Source organism: Pseudomonas sp. NPDC089428 (assembly GCF_044749325.1).
Lineage (GTDB): Bacteria > Pseudomonadota > Gammaproteobacteria > Pseudomonadales > Pseudomonadaceae > Aquipseudomonas.
Genome location: NZ_JBIVHT010000015.1, coordinates 24,702 through 40,782 on the forward strand (window position 1 = coordinate 24,702; position 16,081 = coordinate 40,782).

At 64.4% G+C, this 16,081-nt stretch carries 11 protein-coding genes; 3 read left to right on the forward strand and 8 right to left on the reverse strand.

The features are described 5' to 3' along the window. Positions 1-21: 21 nt before the first annotated feature. On the forward strand, positions 22-1,440 hold the full coding sequence (locus ACIPZ5_RS22365; protein WP_400810720.1) for an amino acid permease: 1,419 nt from the start codon (positions 22-24) through the stop codon (positions 1,438-1,440). Between the two features lie 40 nt (positions 1,441-1,480). On the opposite strand, the gene ACIPZ5_RS22370 is transcribed toward ACIPZ5_RS22365, so the two are convergent. Both ACIPZ5_RS22370 and ACIPZ5_RS22375 read right to left on the reverse strand, forming a co-directional pair. Then, positions 1,481-3,100, reverse strand: coding sequence for an FMN-binding glutamate synthase family protein (locus tag ACIPZ5_RS22370; RefSeq protein ID WP_343598660.1), 1,620 nt, complete (start codon positions 3,098-3,100; stop codon positions 1,481-1,483). A 400-nt stretch (positions 3,101-3,500) separates the two neighbouring features. Beyond that, the gene (locus ACIPZ5_RS22375) at positions 3,501-7,787 is read right to left on the reverse strand and encodes a DEAD/DEAH box helicase (protein ID WP_400810722.1); all 4,287 of its coding nucleotides are present in this window, start codon (positions 7,785-7,787) and stop codon (positions 3,501-3,503) included. A 90-nt stretch (positions 7,788-7,877) separates the two neighbouring features. On the opposite strand from ACIPZ5_RS22375, the gene ACIPZ5_RS22380 reads away from it, so the two are divergent. Beyond that, entirely contained in the window at positions 7,878-8,291 is a 414-nt protein-coding gene (locus ACIPZ5_RS22380; protein WP_400810724.1) for an NUDIX domain-containing protein, read from the forward strand. Here ACIPZ5_RS22380 and metR read toward each other — a convergent pair. Further along, positions 8,275-9,192: a transcriptional regulator MetR gene (gene metR, locus ACIPZ5_RS22385; RefSeq protein ID WP_003258025.1), complete on the reverse strand. Its 918-nt coding sequence runs from the start codon at positions 9,190-9,192 to the stop codon at positions 8,275-8,277. The two genes, ACIPZ5_RS22380 and metR, sit on opposite strands and share 17 nt — an antisense overlap. 197 nt (positions 9,193-9,389) lie before the next feature. On the opposite strand from metR, the gene ACIPZ5_RS22390 reads away from it, so the two are divergent. Continuing rightward, positions 9,390-10,385: an alpha/beta fold hydrolase gene (locus ACIPZ5_RS22390; protein WP_400810725.1), complete on the forward strand. Its 996-nt coding sequence runs from the start codon at positions 9,390-9,392 to the stop codon at positions 10,383-10,385. A gap of 114 nt (positions 10,386-10,499) precedes the next feature. On the opposite strand, the gene ACIPZ5_RS22395 is transcribed toward ACIPZ5_RS22390, so the two are convergent. The 5 genes from ACIPZ5_RS22395 to ACIPZ5_RS22415 form a co-directional block, all read right to left on the reverse strand. Continuing rightward, positions 10,500-11,828, reverse strand: a complete 1,329-nt coding sequence (locus tag ACIPZ5_RS22395; protein WP_343599885.1) for a sigma-54 dependent transcriptional regulator — start codon at positions 11,826-11,828, stop codon at positions 10,500-10,502. Further along, positions 11,825-13,729 (reverse strand): ATP-binding protein, encoded by a 1,905-nt coding sequence (locus tag ACIPZ5_RS22400; RefSeq protein ID WP_261941335.1) that lies wholly within the window; start codon positions 13,727-13,729, stop codon positions 11,825-11,827. Before ACIPZ5_RS22400 ends, ACIPZ5_RS22395 begins: the two co-directional genes overlap by 4 nt. 69 nt (positions 13,730-13,798) lie before the next feature. Further along, entirely contained in the window at positions 13,799-14,533 is a 735-nt protein-coding gene (locus tag ACIPZ5_RS22405; RefSeq protein WP_003258023.1) for an amino acid ABC transporter ATP-binding protein, read from the reverse strand. Then, complete coding sequence (locus tag ACIPZ5_RS22410) at positions 14,530-15,201, reverse strand: amino acid ABC transporter permease (RefSeq protein ID WP_159409110.1); 672 nt, start codon at positions 15,199-15,201, stop codon at positions 14,530-14,532. Before ACIPZ5_RS22410 ends, ACIPZ5_RS22405 begins: the two co-directional genes overlap by 4 nt. Further along, complete coding sequence (locus ACIPZ5_RS22415; protein ID WP_103449397.1) at positions 15,202-15,948, reverse strand: amino acid ABC transporter permease; 747 nt, start codon at positions 15,946-15,948, stop codon at positions 15,202-15,204. Positions 15,949-16,081: the final 133 nt, after the last annotated feature.

A 16,081-nucleotide genomic window follows, 5' to 3' on the forward strand; every position in this document is an offset into this window, starting at 1 on the left:
ACAAAATGAGGTTGTATTGCTATGCCAGTTGGCAACCATCCTGCCCCTGCCGAGCCCATCGAGGGCGGCCCGCTCAAGCGTGAGCTGGGTGAACGGCACATCCGTCTGATGGCGCTGGGCGCCTGTATCGGCGTTGGTCTCTTCCTCGGTTCGGCCAAAGCCATCGAAATGGCCGGCCCCGCGATCATGCTGTCCTACATCATTGGTGGCCTGGCGATCCTGGTGATCATGCGTGCCCTCGGCGAGATGGCCGTGCACAACCCGGTCGCCGGCTCGTTCAGCCGCTATGCCCAGGACTATCTTGGCCCGCTGGCGGGCTTCCTAACCGGCTGGAACTACTGGTTCCTGTGGCTGGTCACCTGCGTCGCGGAAATTACCGCCGTGGCCATCTACATGGGCATCTGGTTCCCCGATGTACCGCGCTGGATCTGGGCCCTGGCGGCACTGGGCAGCATGGGCGCGGTCAACCTGATCGCGGTGAAGGCGTTCGGCGAGTTCGAATTCTGGTTCGCCCTGATCAAGATCGTCACCATCATCGCCATGGTCCTCGGGGGCATCGGCGTAATTGCCTTCGGTTTCGGTAATGACGGCGTCGCCGTGGGCATCTCCAACCTGTGGAGCAATGGCGGCTTCATGCCCAATGGCGTGACGGGCGTGCTGATGTCGCTGCAGATGGTGATGTTCGCCTACCTGGGCGTGGAAATGATCGGCCTCACCGCCGGCGAAGCACGCAACCCGCAGAAAACCATCCCCCAGGCGATCGGTTCGGTGTTCTGGCGCATCCTGCTGTTCTACGTCGGCGCACTGTTCGTGATCCTGTCGATCTACCCGTGGGACGCTATCGGCAGCCAGGGCAGCCCGTTCGTCATGACCTTCGAGCGCTTAGGGATCAAGACGGCCGCCGGTATCATCAACTTCGTGGTGATCACCGCTGCGCTGTCGTCTTGCAACGGCGGCATCTTCAGTACCGGGCGCATGCTCTACAGCCTGGCGCAGAACGGCCAGGCCCCGGCCGCCTTTGCCCGCACCTCGAAAAGCGGCGTGCCGCGCAATGCACTGCTGCTGTCGATCGGCGCGCTGCTGCTGGGCGTGCTGGCCAACTACCTGGTGCCGGAGAAAGTCTTCGTCTGGGTGACCTCGATTGCCACCTTCGGTGCCATCTGGACCTGGGTGATGATTCTGCTGGCGCAGATCAAGTTCCGCGCCGGCCTGTCGACCGCCGAGCAGAAGGCGCTGAAATACCGCATGTGGCTGTGGCCGCTGAGCTCCTACCTGGCCTTGGCCTTCCTGGTGCTGGTGGTGGGCCTGATGGCGTACTTCGAGGATACCCGCGTGGCGTTGTACATCGGCCCGGCGTTCCTGGTGCTGTTGACGGTACTGTATTTCGCCTTCCGGCTGGCGCCGAAAGACGTGCGGGGTGCGGCGAGTACTGCTTCCTGATCTGAAATCCCTGGGGCTGCGCGGCAGCCCCAGGGATCTGTCAGGCTGCCACTTCGCTGTGTGGCTCGAAACTGTCCGCCCGCGCCATTTGCCACATGCGCGAATAGAACTGCCCATTGACCTCTCCGGTGAGCAACTCGCCCGGTTTGAGGAATACGTGCATCTGCGAGAACAGCTTGATCTCGGTGGCCGACACGCGTCGTACCAAATGTTTGGCTTCCAGCTGCGCCGGGTGTTCAAGGCCCGCTGCAGCCAGCATCTCGGCCAGAGCACGCAGGGTGTTGTGGTGGAAGTTCAGCACCCGCTGGGCCTTGTCCGGCACCACCAGGGCGCGCTGGCGCAACGGGTCCTGAGTCGCGACGCCGGTCGGGCACTTGTTGGTGTGGCAGCTCTGCGACTGGATGCAGCCAATGGCGAACATGAAGCCACGCGCCGAGTTGGCCCAGTCGGCGCCGATGGCCAGTACGCTGGCGATGTCGAAGGCGCTGACGATCTTGCCGCTGGCACCGAGCTTGATCTTGTCGCGCAGGTTCAGGCCAACCAGGGTGTTGTGCACGAACAACAGGCCTTCGCGCAGCGGCACACCGATATGATCGGTGAACTCTACCGGCGCGGCACCGGTGCCGCCTTCCTTGCCATCGACCACGATGAAATCGGGCAGGATGCCCGTCTCCAGCATGGCCTTGGCGATGCCCATGAATTCCCACGGGTGGCCCAGGCAGAACTTGAAGCCCACCGGCTTGCCACCGGACAACTCACGCAGCTGGGCGATGAAGTGCATCATCTCGATCGGTGTGGAGAAGGCGCTGTGGCGTGATGGCGAAATGCAGTCCTCGCCCATCAGCACACCACGGGTTTCGGCAATTTCCCTGGTGACCTTGTGCTTGGGCAGGATGCCCCCATGACCGGGCTTGGCACCCTGGCTCATCTTGATCTCGATCATCCGCACCTGTGGGGTGCGTGCCTGGGCGGCAAAGCGTTCCGGGTCGAAGCGGCCGTCGGCGGTGCGGCAGCCGAAGTAGCCGCTGCCCAGCTCCCATACCAGGTCGCCGCCGTTTTCACGGTGGTAGGGGCTGATGCTGCCTTCACCGGTGTCGTGGTGGAAGTTGCCCAGCTTGGCACCCTTGTTCAGGGCGCGGATGGCGTTGGCGCTGAGCGAACCGAAGCTCATGGCCGAGATGTTGAAGATCGAGGCCGAATAGGGCTGGCTGCACTGCGGGCCGCCGACCATGACGCGGAAGCTCGCCGGGTCGGTCAGTGGCGCCGGGCGCATGGAATGGCCGATGAACTCGAAGCCCGACTCGTAGACGTCGATCAGGGTGCCGAAGGGTTTGTCCGAGGCTTCGTTCTTGGCCCGGGCGTACACCAGCGAGCGCTGAGCGCGGGAGAAGGGCAGGGCGTCGCTGTCGGCTTCGAGCAGGTACTGGCGGATTTCCGGGCGAATGCCCTCGACCAGGTAGCGGATGTTGCCGAGGATCGGATAGTTGCGGCGCACGGCGTGGCGTTGCTGGAGCAGGTCGAACACACCAATCAGGCTGAGCACCCCGGTGGCCAGGGTGAATGGCCACAACCATTCATGGTGGAGAAACGGCAGGCTTGCCAAGGTGAACAGTACACAGGCGGTGAAGAAGGCATAGCGGCTGAGAAGTGACAGGCTCATACGGGATCCTTGCGATGGCGCGGTCAGGCTCAGGGCCTGGGGCAAACCCCGACCATAGCCAACTTGAGTGGCAGTGCAAATCAAAATCGGGGTAGCGAAAATCATTCGCTTCGTTAGGCGAGAGATTTCCGGTGCCTGTGAGATCGAGCGCCGCCCGCGCGGCGCATCGCGGATAAATCCGCTCCTACATCTGTTGCAACGTGGCCATGCCTGTGAGGCCATGGTTGTCAGCCTTGTTGGTAGGACGGGGTTATCAGGTGGGCATTGATGACGCCTCACATGTCTTGAGGCATGCGCCAAGGCAGGCAACTATGGCGTAACAGGTTCGGCACGTTGCAACAAATGTAGGAGCGGATTTATCCGCGATGCGCCGCGCGGGCGGCGCTCGATCTCACAGGCGCTAAAACACTGTCGGCGTACGCAGCAATTTCTCCTTCCATCTAGCCTGTTCCTGCGCCGCCCCCTCCACCAGATAGCTGTACCGTCCAGCCACTCGCACCGCCACCGGCACACCATCGTGATACAGCAGCCGGTTGCCACCTACCGCAGGCACTTTAGCCCCAGGCAGTAACGACCCGACCAGGTTCAGCGGGTCGCTAGCACTCACCACCACCAGCACATCATCCAGTGCTCGCCAACGTACTTGCCTGAGCAAACCGACCGCCTCCGGCAAGGCAAATTGCTCACCCGCCAACCCGGCAATGAAACGGCCACCACGGATTTCGCCACGCGCCTCGAGGCGGTGATAGCAGCGCAGCAGTTCACGCCAGGGCGGCAGGACATCGCTTTCCCGTTCCAGCAGCCGCCAGCAGATAACACCGTAGCGCCGTAGCAGCGCGCGGGCGATGAGCTCCGTGCGCTGGCCTTCGTCAACGCTGGCGCTGCCCCTGCGCAGCAACGCCCAACGCCCGGCATGGGCCATGCTGCTGGACAGCGGCGGGTGACCGCGGCGGCTGTTGCGCGATGAACGCTTTGCGGCCGGGGTGATCAGGCTGCGCAAGCCGGTGAAGCTGTCGGCGCCAACCAGACCGGCACCGACCAGCTCCTGCAACGCCGTCTCCAATTCGCTGGGCAGCAGATGGGCTTCAACGGTCAGCTCGTCGAAGAACAGTGCCCCTTGCGCGTGCAGTGCCTCCAGCACCCGTTGCGCCCGCCCGCCAAGTGCTTCCCGAGCAGGCTCGGGGGCGAGGCTGCGCCACTGGCCCAGGTGCTCGCGTGGCAACAGCACCAGCGGTGTACTCGACAAGGTGCTGCTCGCCATCGTCGCTGCCAGCCGGCTCCAGGCAAACTGCCCGCTGCGGCAGGCATCGTCCAGCCAGTGCGGGCTGTAGTCCTTGATCCGCGCGGGCAGCAGCTCCGCTTCCCAGGCGCTGGCTGCGCTGGGGAAACCCTGCAACTGGCCCAGCACTTCGGCCACCGCCTCTGGGCCTCGCAGGCGCTCATCCGGGGCCAGGTGCTGCCAGTCGAACAGAAAGCGCATGAAGTCCTGCAGGCTGACGGGCTCGATCTCCCGGCGCAGGCGTTTCACCGTGTAGCGATGGATGCGCGCCAGCAGGTGGCGCTCACACCATTGCACGTCGCCAGCGCCAGGGCTGAAGTGGCCACGCAACACAAAGCCTTCGGCTTCCAGACGGGCCAAGGCCTGTTCGACCTGGACAGTGGGCTTGCCCAGTGGCGCAGCGATCTGTACCACGCTCAGTGGGCCGAGGCCACTCAGGCGAGCGCGCAACAGTTCGGCCAGTGCATTGTCCGGGTCGAAGGCCTGGTCGAAGCCGGGCAGTACGTCCAGCATGGGCTCCAGGCGCGCTGCCGGATATAGCGTTTGCAGCAGGTCAAGGCGCTCGCGCGCCAGCCAGAGTTTTTCATCGATCAGGCGCAAGGCCCGCCCGGCCTTGGCCAGCTGGCGCAGCAGCAGGTCCCAGCTGGGGTTGGCCTGGACTTCATCATGGCTGATGGCACCCAGGCTCATCAGCGCCTCGTGCATTTCGTCGGCATTGCCAGGTTGCGGCCAGGCTTCGGCCTGTACAGCGGCTATCGCATCGGCATCCAGTGCGCCAAGGTCGTCGCCACTGTGCACTTCGTTCCAGCGCCGGTTGAGCACCGCCTGGGCGCGTCGCTCCTCCAGCGGCGCGTCGTCGAGGAACGCGTAGGGCCTGGCATTGAGAATGGCCGAGGCCAGTGGGGAAGGCGCTGGCAGATCGCGGCACAACAGGCGCACCTGGCCGCTTTCCATGCGCCGCAGCAGGGCCAGCCAGCCTTCGCTGTCCATGGCTTCGTGCAGGCAGTCATCGAGGGTTTGCTCGACCAGCGGGTGATCGGGGATCTGCCGCTCGCCGACGATGTTCTCCAGGCAGGCGATCTGGTCGGGGAATACCGCGGCAATCAGGTCCTCGCTCTTCATGCGCTGGATCTGCGGCGCCACCTTGCGCCCGCCGACGAAGCGCGGCAAGGCCATGGCCACACCCGCGTTCCAGCGCCAGCGGACGCCAAACAACGGCGCTTCGAGCAGGGCCTGGATGAGGATCTGCTCGGCGTTGCGGCTGTTGAGGTAGCGCCATACTTCATCCAGCTCGAAACTGTGGCTGGTCGACAGCGAAAGCACGATGGCGTCTTCGCTGGCCGCTGCCTGCAACTCGAAATTGAACGTGCGGCAGAAGCGCTTGCGCAGGGCCAGGCCCCAGGCGCGGTTGATACGGCTGCCATAGGGCGAATGGATGATCAGCTGGGTGCCGCCGGACTCGTCGAAGAAGCGCTCCATCACCAGGGTCTGTTGCGAGGGCAGGGCGCCCAGTACTTCGCGGGTGCGACCCAGGTAGTCGAGCAACTGGCTGGCGCTGTCCTCGCTCAATTCGAAGGTGTTCTGCAGCCACCGCAGCACGGGTGCAGGATCGCCCTCGTTCAACCTGAACTGTTCGTCGATTCGCGCCTGCAGACGGGCAACCGCGGCGGATAGTTCGTCGCTGCGCCCAGGTGCCTCGCCCAGCCAGAACGGAATGGTCGGCGGCAGGCCCTGAGCGTCTTCGACCCGCACCCGGCCAGGCTCGACCCGCAGGATGCGGTAGGACGCATTGCCCAGCTGGAAGATGTCGCCGGCGATGCTCTCCACGGCGAAGTCTTCGTTGACGCTGCCGATGTTCAGCGCCTGGGGTTCGAGCAGCACGGCGTAGTCGGCGGTCTCGGGAATGGTGCCGCCGCTGGTCAGTGCGGTCAGCTGGCTACCCCGGCGCCCGCGCACGGTGCCGCTGACTGCATCGCGATGCAGGTAGGCACTGCGTACGCCCTGGCGACCGTTGTAGCCCTCGGCGAGCATGCGCAGCAATGCCTGGTAATGTTCGGGGTCGAGGGCTGCATAAGGCATGGCCTGGCGCAGGCAGTCGAACAGCGCCTGTTCCTCCCAGGCCTGGTTGCTGGCTTCGGCGACGATCTGCTGGGCCAGTACATCCAGGGGAGCATTGGCAATGTGTACTTCGTCGAGTTCACCCAGGCGGATGCAGTCGAGCAAGGCCACGCATTCGATCAGGTCGTCGCGTGAGGTCGCGAACAGTCGCCCTTTGGGGATGCCATCGACCTGGTGCCCGGAGCGCCCGACACGTTGCAGGAAGGCGGCGATCGAGCCGGGCGATTCGATCTGGCAGACCAGGTCGACATCGCCGATATCGATGCCCAGTTCCAGCGACGCGGTGGCCACGAGCACCTGCAACTGGCCGTTTTTCAAGCGCTGCTCGGCGTCCAGGCGCAGTTCCTTGGCCAGGCTGCCATGGTGTGCCGCCACGGCCTCCTTGCCCAGGCGGTCGCTCAGGTGGCGGGTAATGCGCTCGGCAAGGCGCCGGGTGTTGACGAACACCAGCGTGGTGCGATGTTCTCGGGCCAATTGCGCGAGGCGGTCGTAGACCAGGCCCCAGACGTCCGTGGCCATGACCGCGCCGAGCGGCACTGGAGGTACTTCGATGGCGAGGTCGCGCTGACGGGCATGGCCGACGTCGACGATCGCGCAAGGGCGTTGCTGCCCGACCAGGAACTGCGCCACGCGCTCGACCGGGCGCTGGGTGGCGGACAGCCCAATGCGTCGAAGTGGGCGACCGCACAAAGCCTGCAGGCGCTCCAGGGTCAGCGCCAGGTGGGCGCCGCGCTTGTTGCCGGCCAGGGCGTGTATCTCGTCGACGATGACCGTGTGCACGCTGCCCAGCCCTTCGCGCCCGGAAGCCGAGCCCATCAGTACGTACAGCGACTCGGGTGTGGTCACCAGAGCATGAGGGGCCAGCTTGCGCATCGCCGCACGCTCCTTCTGCGGAGTATCGCCGGTGCGCACGGCGGTGGTGATGCGCGGTGCTTTCAGGCCCCGGTCTTCAAGGGCCTGGCTGATGCCTTCAAGCGGGGCCTGCAGGTTCAGTCGGATGTCGTTGGACAGCGCCTTGAGCGGTGACACGTAGACGACCTGGGTCTGTGCAGGCAGTTCGCCGCCATGCGCCAGGCCCTCGCGAAACAGTTCGTCGAGCACGGCCAGGAAGGCGCTCAAGGTCTTGCCCGAACCGGTCGGCGCAGCGAGCAGTAGCGACTGGCCGGCATGGATAAGCGGCCAGGCCCGGGCCTGGGCATCGGTGACCGTGGCGAAGTGGCGGCGGAACCAGGTAGCGACGGCCGGGTGGAACAGCTCGAGCACCGGGTGTTGGTGGGCTGGCAGGTTCATCTGTTGGTTATGGCGGGTGAACGACCGGTTGGCAAGGGGCCGTTCGTCGTTGATCTTCGGTAGACTGTCGCCTTTTCAGCGAGCTCACCCATGCCCAATATCATCCGCATCGCCGCTGCCCTGCTGATCGACCCGCAAGGCCGGACCTTGCTGGTGCGCAAGCGCGGCACCCAGGCGTTCATGCAGCCCGGTGGCAAGATCGATGCCGGCGAGTCACCCGTTCAGGCGCTGGTGCGTGAACTGTACGAAGAACTGGGGTTGCACATCGACCCTGAGCAGGCTGTGCGCCTGGGCCAGTTCAGCGCGCCTGCCGCCAACGAGCCGGGCTTCGAGGTGCAGGCCGAGCTGTTCCGCGTCGACAGTGCCGAGGCCGTGGCCCCGGCGGCGGAAATCGAAGAAGTGCAGTGGCTGGCCGCCGATCAGGCTGCAACGCTGGAGCTGGCGCCGCTGACCCGCGACCTGATCCTGCCGTTGTACCGCCAGGCCGTCAGCGTACCGCACTGACCCCGTCGAGCGTGGCGAACGAGGTGTCCTTGGCGGTCAACAGGAAGTCCCGCATGTAAGGCGCATCGAGCATGTCGGTGCGTACTGCCGCATACAGCGTGGCGAACAGGCCTTTTTCGCCCAGGCGCTTGCCTTTCACATAGCCCCGCGAGCTGTACTCGTGCAGCGCCCAGTGGGGCATGCCGCACACGCCACGGCCGCTGGCCACCAGCTGCATCATCATCACCGTCAGCTCGGACGTGCGCACGGCGGCCGGCTCGATGTCGGCCGGCTCCAGGAAGCGGGTGAAGATATCCAGGCGGTCGCGCTCCACCGGGTAGGTGATCAGGGTCTGGTCGAGCAGATCCTGGGGCACGATGTACGGCTTGCTGGCCAGCGGGTGCTGGTTGGCCACGGCGAGCATGGCTTCGTAGGTGAACAGCGGTACGTAGGTGATGCCGGCCAGATCCAGCGGGTCGGAAGTCACCACCAGGTCAAGGTCGCCACGGGCCAGCGCCGGTAATGGGGCGAAGGCGAAGCCTGAGGCCAGGTCCAGCTCCACTTCCGGCCAGGCATCGCGAAACTGGTCGATGGTTGGCATCAGCCACTGGAAGCAGCTGTGGCATTCGATGGCCATGTGCAGGCGCCCGGCGGTGCCGCCCGCCAGCCGGGCGATGTCGCGCTCGGCGCCGCGCAGCAGCGGCAGGGTGGCATCGGCCAGTTGCAGCAGGCGCAAGCCGGCGCTGGTGAAGCGGATCGGCTTGGTCTTGCGCACGAACAGTGGCAGCCCCAGGCGCTCTTCCAGCTCCTTGAACTGGTGCGACAGCGCCGACTGGGTCAGGTGCAGGCGTTCGGCGGCCTCCACCAGGCTGTCGGCCTCGCGCAGGGCATGGAGGGTTTTAAGGTGGCGGATCTCCAGCACGGCTGACTCCGAGAAAATTTTTAAAGTAAACGGGGAATGAGTTGAGTTTCGCTCATGTTGCCCCAGGCTGTCGACTGGACCGTCTGCCGCACCGCTCGGCAGGGTTCATCAAACTGTCACCGAACTGTGGCAGCGCCCCCGAATTAAATTCATCAGACTCGCGCTCTACTGGGGATCTGCATTCTGGTGTTTCTTTCATGCGGGCTTTTCTGCTGTTTTTCTTTCTCGCGTTCAGTGCTTCGGCAAGCTTTGCCGACACGCGCTGTGACGCCCATGTGCCGGTACAACGCGCCGAAATCGGTGCGCTGAGCCTGGTCTATCAGAGCGTCGGCGCGCCCCGCGATCCGGCCTTGCTGCTGGTGATGGGCCTGGGCGGGCAACTCATCCATTGGCCGGACGATGTCGTCGAAGCGTTGTGCCGCCAGGGCTTCCGGGTCATTCGCTACGACAACCGCGATGTCGGCCTGTCTCGCTGGAATCAACTGCCGCCTTCGGCCAACCTCACGGTCGAGTTGTTGCGCTACAAGTTGGGCCTGCCGGTCGACGCGCCTTATACCTTGACCGACATGGCGAACGATGGCCTGCAGTTGATGGATGTGCTGGGCATTCGCCAGTTCCATGTGCTCGGTGTGAGCATGGGGGGGATGATCGCCCAGCACCTGGCAGCCATGGCGCCTGAGCGGGTACGTAGCCTGACCCTGGTGATGTCCAGTTCGGGTGCGGCAGGGCTGCCTGCGCCAGATCCGGCCCTGGTGCAGTTGCTGGCGCGGCGCAGTGCGCCGAGCCGTGAGGTGGCTATCGAGCAGCAGGCGGACTTGCTGGCAGCACTGGGCAGCCCGCAAGTGCATGATGATCGGGCTGTGCTGCTACAGCAGGCGGCGGTGGCCTATGACCGGGCATTCAACCCAGATGGTGCGAAGCGTCAGATCATGGCGATCCTGGCCGAGCCGAGCCGGGTGCAGTTGCTCAATGGGTTGCGGGTACCGACGCTGGTGGTGCATGGCACGGCCGATCCGCTGTTGCCGGTGATGCACGGGGTGCACCTGGCGGCGCATATCCAGGGCAGTCAGTTGCGGTTGATCCCAGGGTTGGCACACCGCTTCCAGGAACCGTTCAAGGCGCCCTTGTTGGCGGCGGTGCTGCCCTACCTGCAATCGCATCGGCAGGATGTCACCCATATCGCCGGGCTTTGAATCGGCGTCGCCTGCTTCGCGGGCAAGCCCGCTCCCACAGGTACAGCGCTGTGCTCAAAGCGGCGCTGAACTTGTGGGAGCGGGCTTGCCCGCGAAGCAGGCGACACCGGTTCATCAACCAAGCCCGTACTTCTTCACTTTGTCGAACAGGGTTGTCTTGGCCATCCCCAGTTCCTGGCTGGCCTGGCTGAGGTTGCCGCCGGTCCGCTGCAAGGCATCGCTGAGCAGGTTGCGCTCGAACGCTTCAACCGCCTCGGCAAACCCGACCCCCTGGCTTGCACCGCTGCTCGGCCCCTTCTTGAATGCCGGCAACCCCAAGGCATAACGCTCGGCAACGTTACGCAACTCGCGCACGTTGCCCGGCCAGTCGTGGGCCATCAATCGCGACAAGGTCTGGCTGTCCAGCGTCGGCGCTTCACGGTCGAAACGTAGCGCCGACTGCTGCAGGAAATGTTCGAACAGTTGCAGGATGTCTTCCCGGCGTTCACGCAGCGGTGGCAGCTCAAGGGTCACCACGTTCAGCCGGTAATACAGGTCGCTGCGGAACTGCCCGCTCTGGCCGAGCGCGTCGAGGTCGGATTTGGTGGCTGCGATCACCCGGCAATCCACCGCAATGCTCTGGTTTGAGCCCAGGCGTTCCAGGGTGCGCTCCTGAAGTACGCGCAGCAGCTTGATCTGCAGGTTGATCGGCATGCTTTCCACTTCGTCGAGGAACAGCGTGCCGCCGTTGGCGTGTTCGATCTTGCCGATGCGGCGCTTGCCGGCTCCGGTGAAGGCGTTGGCTTCGTGGCCGAAGATTTCGCTTTCGAACAGGTTTTCTGGCAGGCCGCCACAGTTCAGCGCCACGAACGGCTGGCTTTGGCGCCGGCTGAAGTCGTGCAGGCAGCGGGCGACCAGCTCCTTGCCGGTGCCGGTTTCACCTTCGATCAATACGTTGGCCGAGGTATCGGCGACATTGGCGATCAGTTCGCGCAGGTGCTCCATGGCTGGCGAGCGGCCGATGATACGGCCCTCCAGGCTGCTCTGTTCGGCCAGTTGCCGGCGCAGCGCCACCACCTCGCGGGAAAGCCCGCGCTGCTCCAGCGCACGGCGCACCACATCGACCAGGCGCTCGGGGGAGAAGGGCTTTTCCATGAAATCGTAGGCGCCATTGCGCATGGCACCGACCGCCATGTCGATATCGCCGTGGCCGGTGATCAGCACCACCGGCAGGCTGCGGTCGCGGGCCTTGAGGCGGTTGAGCAGCTCCAGGCCATCGATGCCGGGCAGGCGGATATCGCTGACGACGATCCCGGCAAAATCATCGCCTATGCGCTCCAGGGCCTGTTCGGCACTGCCGACACCCTCGCAGGCGATGTCTTCCAGGGCCAGCGCCTGCTGGCAGCCGAGCAGCACATGCGGGTCGTCTTCGACGATCAGAACGGTAAGTGGCGCTTGGTTCATGGTTGCTCTGCCGATTCGCTGGGGGGCGTGACCAAGGGCAGGGCAAGGACGAAGGCCGTGCCGCCAGTGGCGGGGTGCTCGACGTTCAGGCTGCCCTTGGCGGCGGCGGCAAGGCTCGCCGACAGGGTCAGCCCCAGGCCCAGGCCGTGTTCGCCCGGTTTGGTGGTGAAGAAGGGTTCGAACAGGTGCTTGCGGGTCTCGGCATCGATGCCGTGGCCATTGTCGCGCACCTGCAGACGGTACTTGTCGCCTTGCTGTTCACCTTCGAGCCAGAGTTCCGGCAGCGGCACGGAGGCCATGGCGTCGAGGGCATTGCCGATCAGGTTGACGAGGATCTGTTCGAGGCGGGTCTGGTCGATCGCCAGTTGCTGGTCGTCGAACTGGCGGTGCAATTGCAGGTGGCAGCTGTTGATGCGCTCGCTCAACACTTGCAGAGTGGCGTCAACGGCTTTGGCCAGCGAAGCCTGGCCACTGTCGTCGCCGCGTCGGGCAAACGAACGCAGGCTGGCAGTGATGCGGCCCATGCGGTCGATCAGGTCGTTCATGGTGCGCAGGTTGGTGCTGGCAGTTTCCAGCGCGCCACGTTCGAGGAACCGCACGGTATTGCCGGACAGCGTACGCAGCGCCGCCAGCGGCTGGTTGAGCTCGTGGGCGATGCTGGTGGACATCTGCCCGATCGCCGCCAGCTTGCCGGCCTGTACCAGCTCATCCTGGGCCTGGCGCAGGGTCTGCTCGGCGTGGCGGCGTTCGCGGATCTGGCCCTTGAGCCTTTCGTTGCTGGCGCGCAGGTCGGCGGTGCGGTCGGCAATGCGCCGTTCCAGCTGGCTGTTGGCTTCCTCCAGTGCCTCCCGGGCGGCCAGGCGCGTGGCCACTACCTTGCGCCGCTCGTTCCAGGCAATGCCGAGGATCGTCAGCAGGGCGAAGGCTACGGCGACCAGGATGCCCTGCACCATGGATTCGCGGCGCAGGTCCTGCAGCGGGGTGAGCAAGGTAAAGTGCCAGGGGGTATCGACCAGGCGCCGGGTCTGTGCCAGGTAGCTCACCTCATGGGGCTTGCCCCGGGCGGTTTCGGCGTTGGCCGGGAAGGTCAGTTTCTCCACGCCGTCGGCCAGGGTTTCGCGGGCCAGCGGCTGCAGTTCGTTCAGCGGCCACCAGTAGTACTGCAGGCTGCGCGCAAGGCGCTCCTTGATCTGCGGGGTCAGCGGGCGCACTGACTTCAGGCGCCGCGCCGGGTCGCTGGAAAGGATGATGATGCCATTCTCGTCGCTGACGAAGGCTTCCAGCCGGGCGCGCTGCCAGCGTTCTTCAAGGGTATCCAGGCGCACCTTGATCACCGCCACGCCGATGATCTTGCCGTGCTCTTCGAGACCGTGGGCCAGGTAGTAGCCCGCCTCGCCAGTGGTGCTGCCGATACCGTAGAACCGCCCCGGTTCGCCGCGCACGGCATTCTGGAAATAGGCACGGAACGACAGATCCTCGCCGAGGAACGAGTCGGCATCGCGCCAGTTGCTGCTGGCCTGCACCCGGCCGTTGGTGTCGAGCACGAAGATCGCCCGGCTGCGGCTGCGACGGTTCAGGCCCTCGAGGTATTCATTGACGGTCTGCCGGTTGGCGCCATCAGGGTCGGTGAGCAACTGCGAGACGCTGTCTTCCAGCTCCAGCAGGCTTGGCAGGTAGGTGTACTTGCTGATTTCGCTTTCGACCGTGCGCGCATGCAGTTCGAGCGCACGCTCGCCGTTTTCGCTGAGGGTGCGGATGCCGTTGCTTTCGCTGATCAGGAAGCCAGCCATGCCCAGCCCGACCATCAGCAGAATGATCAGGGGCGGCAGCAGCAATTGACGAATCAGGCGGGATTTCACGGCGGGCTTGGCAGGGAGAAGTAGCGAGGGATCGCATTTCATCACAGTGGCCTTGTCACGGCCAGCATCCACTGCCGGGCGAGCCCGGTCAGCGGTGCCGTCGTTGCCGAATCAGTGTTGCAGGATCTTGCTGAGGAAGTGCTGGGTGCGTTCATGGCGGGCACTCGGGTTGCCGAAGAAGTCTTCCTTCTGGCAGTCCTCGATGATGTTGCCCTTGTCCATGAAGATCACTCGGTTGGCCACCTTACGGGCGAAGCCCATTTCGTGGGTCACGCACATCATGGTCATGCCTTCGTGGGCCAGTTCGACCATCACGTCCAGTACTTCGTTGACCATTTCAGGGTCCAGCGCCGAGGTCGGTTCGTCGAACAGCATGACGATCGGGTCCATCGACAGCGCGCGGGCAATCGCCACGCGTTGCTGCTGGCCGCCGGACAGCTGGCCAGGGTGCTTCTTGGCGTGGGCCCCAAGGCCGACGCGGTCGAGCAGGGCCAGGCCTTTCTTGGTTGCTTCCGCCTCGCTGCGGCCGAGCACCTTGCGCTGGGCGATGGTCAGGTTCTCGGTGATGCTCAGGTGCGGGAACAGTTCGAAGTGCTGGAACACCATGCCCACCCGCGAACGCAGCTTGGGCAGGTTGGTCTTGGGGTCGGCGATCGAGGTGCCATCGACCACGATGTCGCCTTTCTGGAACGGTTCCAGGGCGTTGACGCACTTGATCAGGGTCGACTTGCCCGAGCCTGAAGGGCCGCAGACGACAACCACTTCACCCTTCTTGACCTCGGTGCTGCAATCGGTCAGCACCTGGAAGTCGCCGTACCACTTGTTGACGTTCTTGATGGAAATCATACGGTGATCCTTTTTTGCAGGCGCTTGACCAGCCACGAAGCGGAGAAGCTGATGACGAAGTACACGACCCCGGCGAAGATCAGGAACTCATGGGAGCGCCCGATGATGTCGCCGTTGGAGCGTGCCGAGTTGAGGAAGTCCACCAGGCCCACGGTGTACACCAGCGAGGTGTCCTGGAACAGGATGATGCTCTGCTGTAGCAGCAGTGGGGTCATCTTGCGGAAGGCCTGGGGCAGGATGATCAGGCGCATGGTCTGGCCATAGGTCATGCCCAGGGCCTGGGCGGCGCCCATCTGGCCTTTGGAGATCGACTGCACGCCAGCACGGACGATTTCGCAGAAGTACGCGGCCTCGAACATCATGAAGGCCACGACGCAGGAGGTGAAGGCACCCACCGGGGTGTCCTCGCCAGTGATCCAGCGCAGCACGAAGGGCACTGCCAGGTAGAACCAGGTGATCACCAGCAGCAGCGGGATCGAGCGGAAATAGTTGACGTAGGCGCCGGCCACGCGGGACAGCAGCTTGCTCGACGACAAACGCATCAGCGCCAGGATGGTGCCCAGCACGATGCCACCGACCACGCCCATGACCATCAGTTGCAGGGTCATGACCATGCCTTCCCACAGGGCAGGCAGGGCCGGGATGATTTCGCTGAAATCCATGTCCATTTACTTGCCCCCCACGGAGATCAGGCCAGGCACGGCAACTTTCTTCTCGACCATGCGCATCAGCAGCATCAGGCCCATGTTCAGGGTGAAGTAGATCAGCGTGGCCAGGGTGAAGGCCTCGAACAGGTTGGCCGAGAATTCGGCGGTCTGCTTGGTCTGCGCCAGCAGCTCCATCAGGCCGATCAGCGAAGCCACCGAGGAGTTCTTGAATACGTTCAGGAATTCCGAGGTGAGTGGCGGAATGATGATCCGGTAGGCCTGCGGCAGCAGCACGTTGTTGTAGATCTGCGGCAGGCTGAAGCCCATGGCGCGGGCCGCGGCTTCCTGGCCGCGGGGCAGCGCCTGGATGCCGGTGCGCACCTGTTCGCAGACGCGGGCGGCGGTGAACAGCCCCAGGCAGATGACCACGCTGATCAGCGCCGAAGTGGTCGGGTTCAGATCCTGCTTGAACCATTCCTGCAGGCCTTCGGGCAGCAGGTCTGGCACCAGGAAGTACCAGATGAACAGCTGCACCAGCAGCGGCACGTTGCGGAACAGCTCCACATAGGCGGTGGCGATGCCCGATACCAGACGGTTCGGCACGGTACGCATGACGCCGAGGAGCGACCCCAGCAGTAATGCGATGATCCAGGCGGTGATGGCGATGGCGATGGTCCAGCCCAGACCGGTGATGTACCAGTCCAGGTAGGTCTCGCTGCCCACGCCGGTGGACTTGAAGAACACGCCCCAGTCCCAGTTGTAATTCATCGGGATTTCCCCTCAGACGATTGTTTCACGGGCACCTTCGAGCATCCAAGGGCGCCGGGCGCCCTCGGATGAAAGGTTAGACACTAATGAGTGGCCTGCAGCATTGATTGGTGTGCTTGCGCACCAGGCCACT

What these genes read in the sequence shown, in the direction of transcription:
- ACIPZ5_RS22410 (WP_159409110.1), bottom strand. Translation starts at nt 15,201, where the DNA reads ATGGACATGGATTTCAGCGAAATCATCCCGGCCCTGCCTGCCCTGTGG.
- ACIPZ5_RS22390 (WP_400810725.1), top strand. Translation starts at nt 9,390, where the DNA reads ATGCGGGCTTTTCTGCTGTTTTTCTTTCTCGCGTTCAGTGCTTCGGCA.
- ACIPZ5_RS22370 (WP_343598660.1), bottom strand. Translation starts at nt 3,100, where the DNA reads ATGAGCCTGTCACTTCTCAGCCGCTATGCCTTCTTCACCGCCTGTGTA.
- ACIPZ5_RS22400 (WP_261941335.1), bottom strand. Translation starts at nt 13,729, where the DNA reads ATGAAATGCGATCCCTCGCTACTTCTCCCTGCCAAGCCCGCCGTGAAA.
- ACIPZ5_RS22415 (WP_103449397.1), bottom strand. Translation starts at nt 15,948, where the DNA reads ATGAATTACAACTGGGACTGGGGCGTGTTCTTCAAGTCCACCGGCGTG.
- ACIPZ5_RS22365 (WP_400810720.1), top strand. Translation starts at nt 22, where the DNA reads ATGCCAGTTGGCAACCATCCTGCCCCTGCCGAGCCCATCGAGGGCGGC.
- ACIPZ5_RS22375 (WP_400810722.1), bottom strand. Translation starts at nt 7,787, where the DNA reads ATGAACCTGCCAGCCCACCAACACCCGGTGCTCGAGCTGTTCCACCCG.
- ACIPZ5_RS22395 (WP_343599885.1), bottom strand. Translation starts at nt 11,828, where the DNA reads ATGAACCAAGCGCCACTTACCGTTCTGATCGTCGAAGACGACCCGCAT.
- ACIPZ5_RS22405 (WP_003258023.1), bottom strand. Translation starts at nt 14,533, where the DNA reads ATGATTTCCATCAAGAACGTCAACAAGTGGTACGGCGACTTCCAGGTG.
- ACIPZ5_RS22380 (WP_400810724.1), top strand. Translation starts at nt 7,878, where the DNA reads ATGCCCAATATCATCCGCATCGCCGCTGCCCTGCTGATCGACCCGCAA.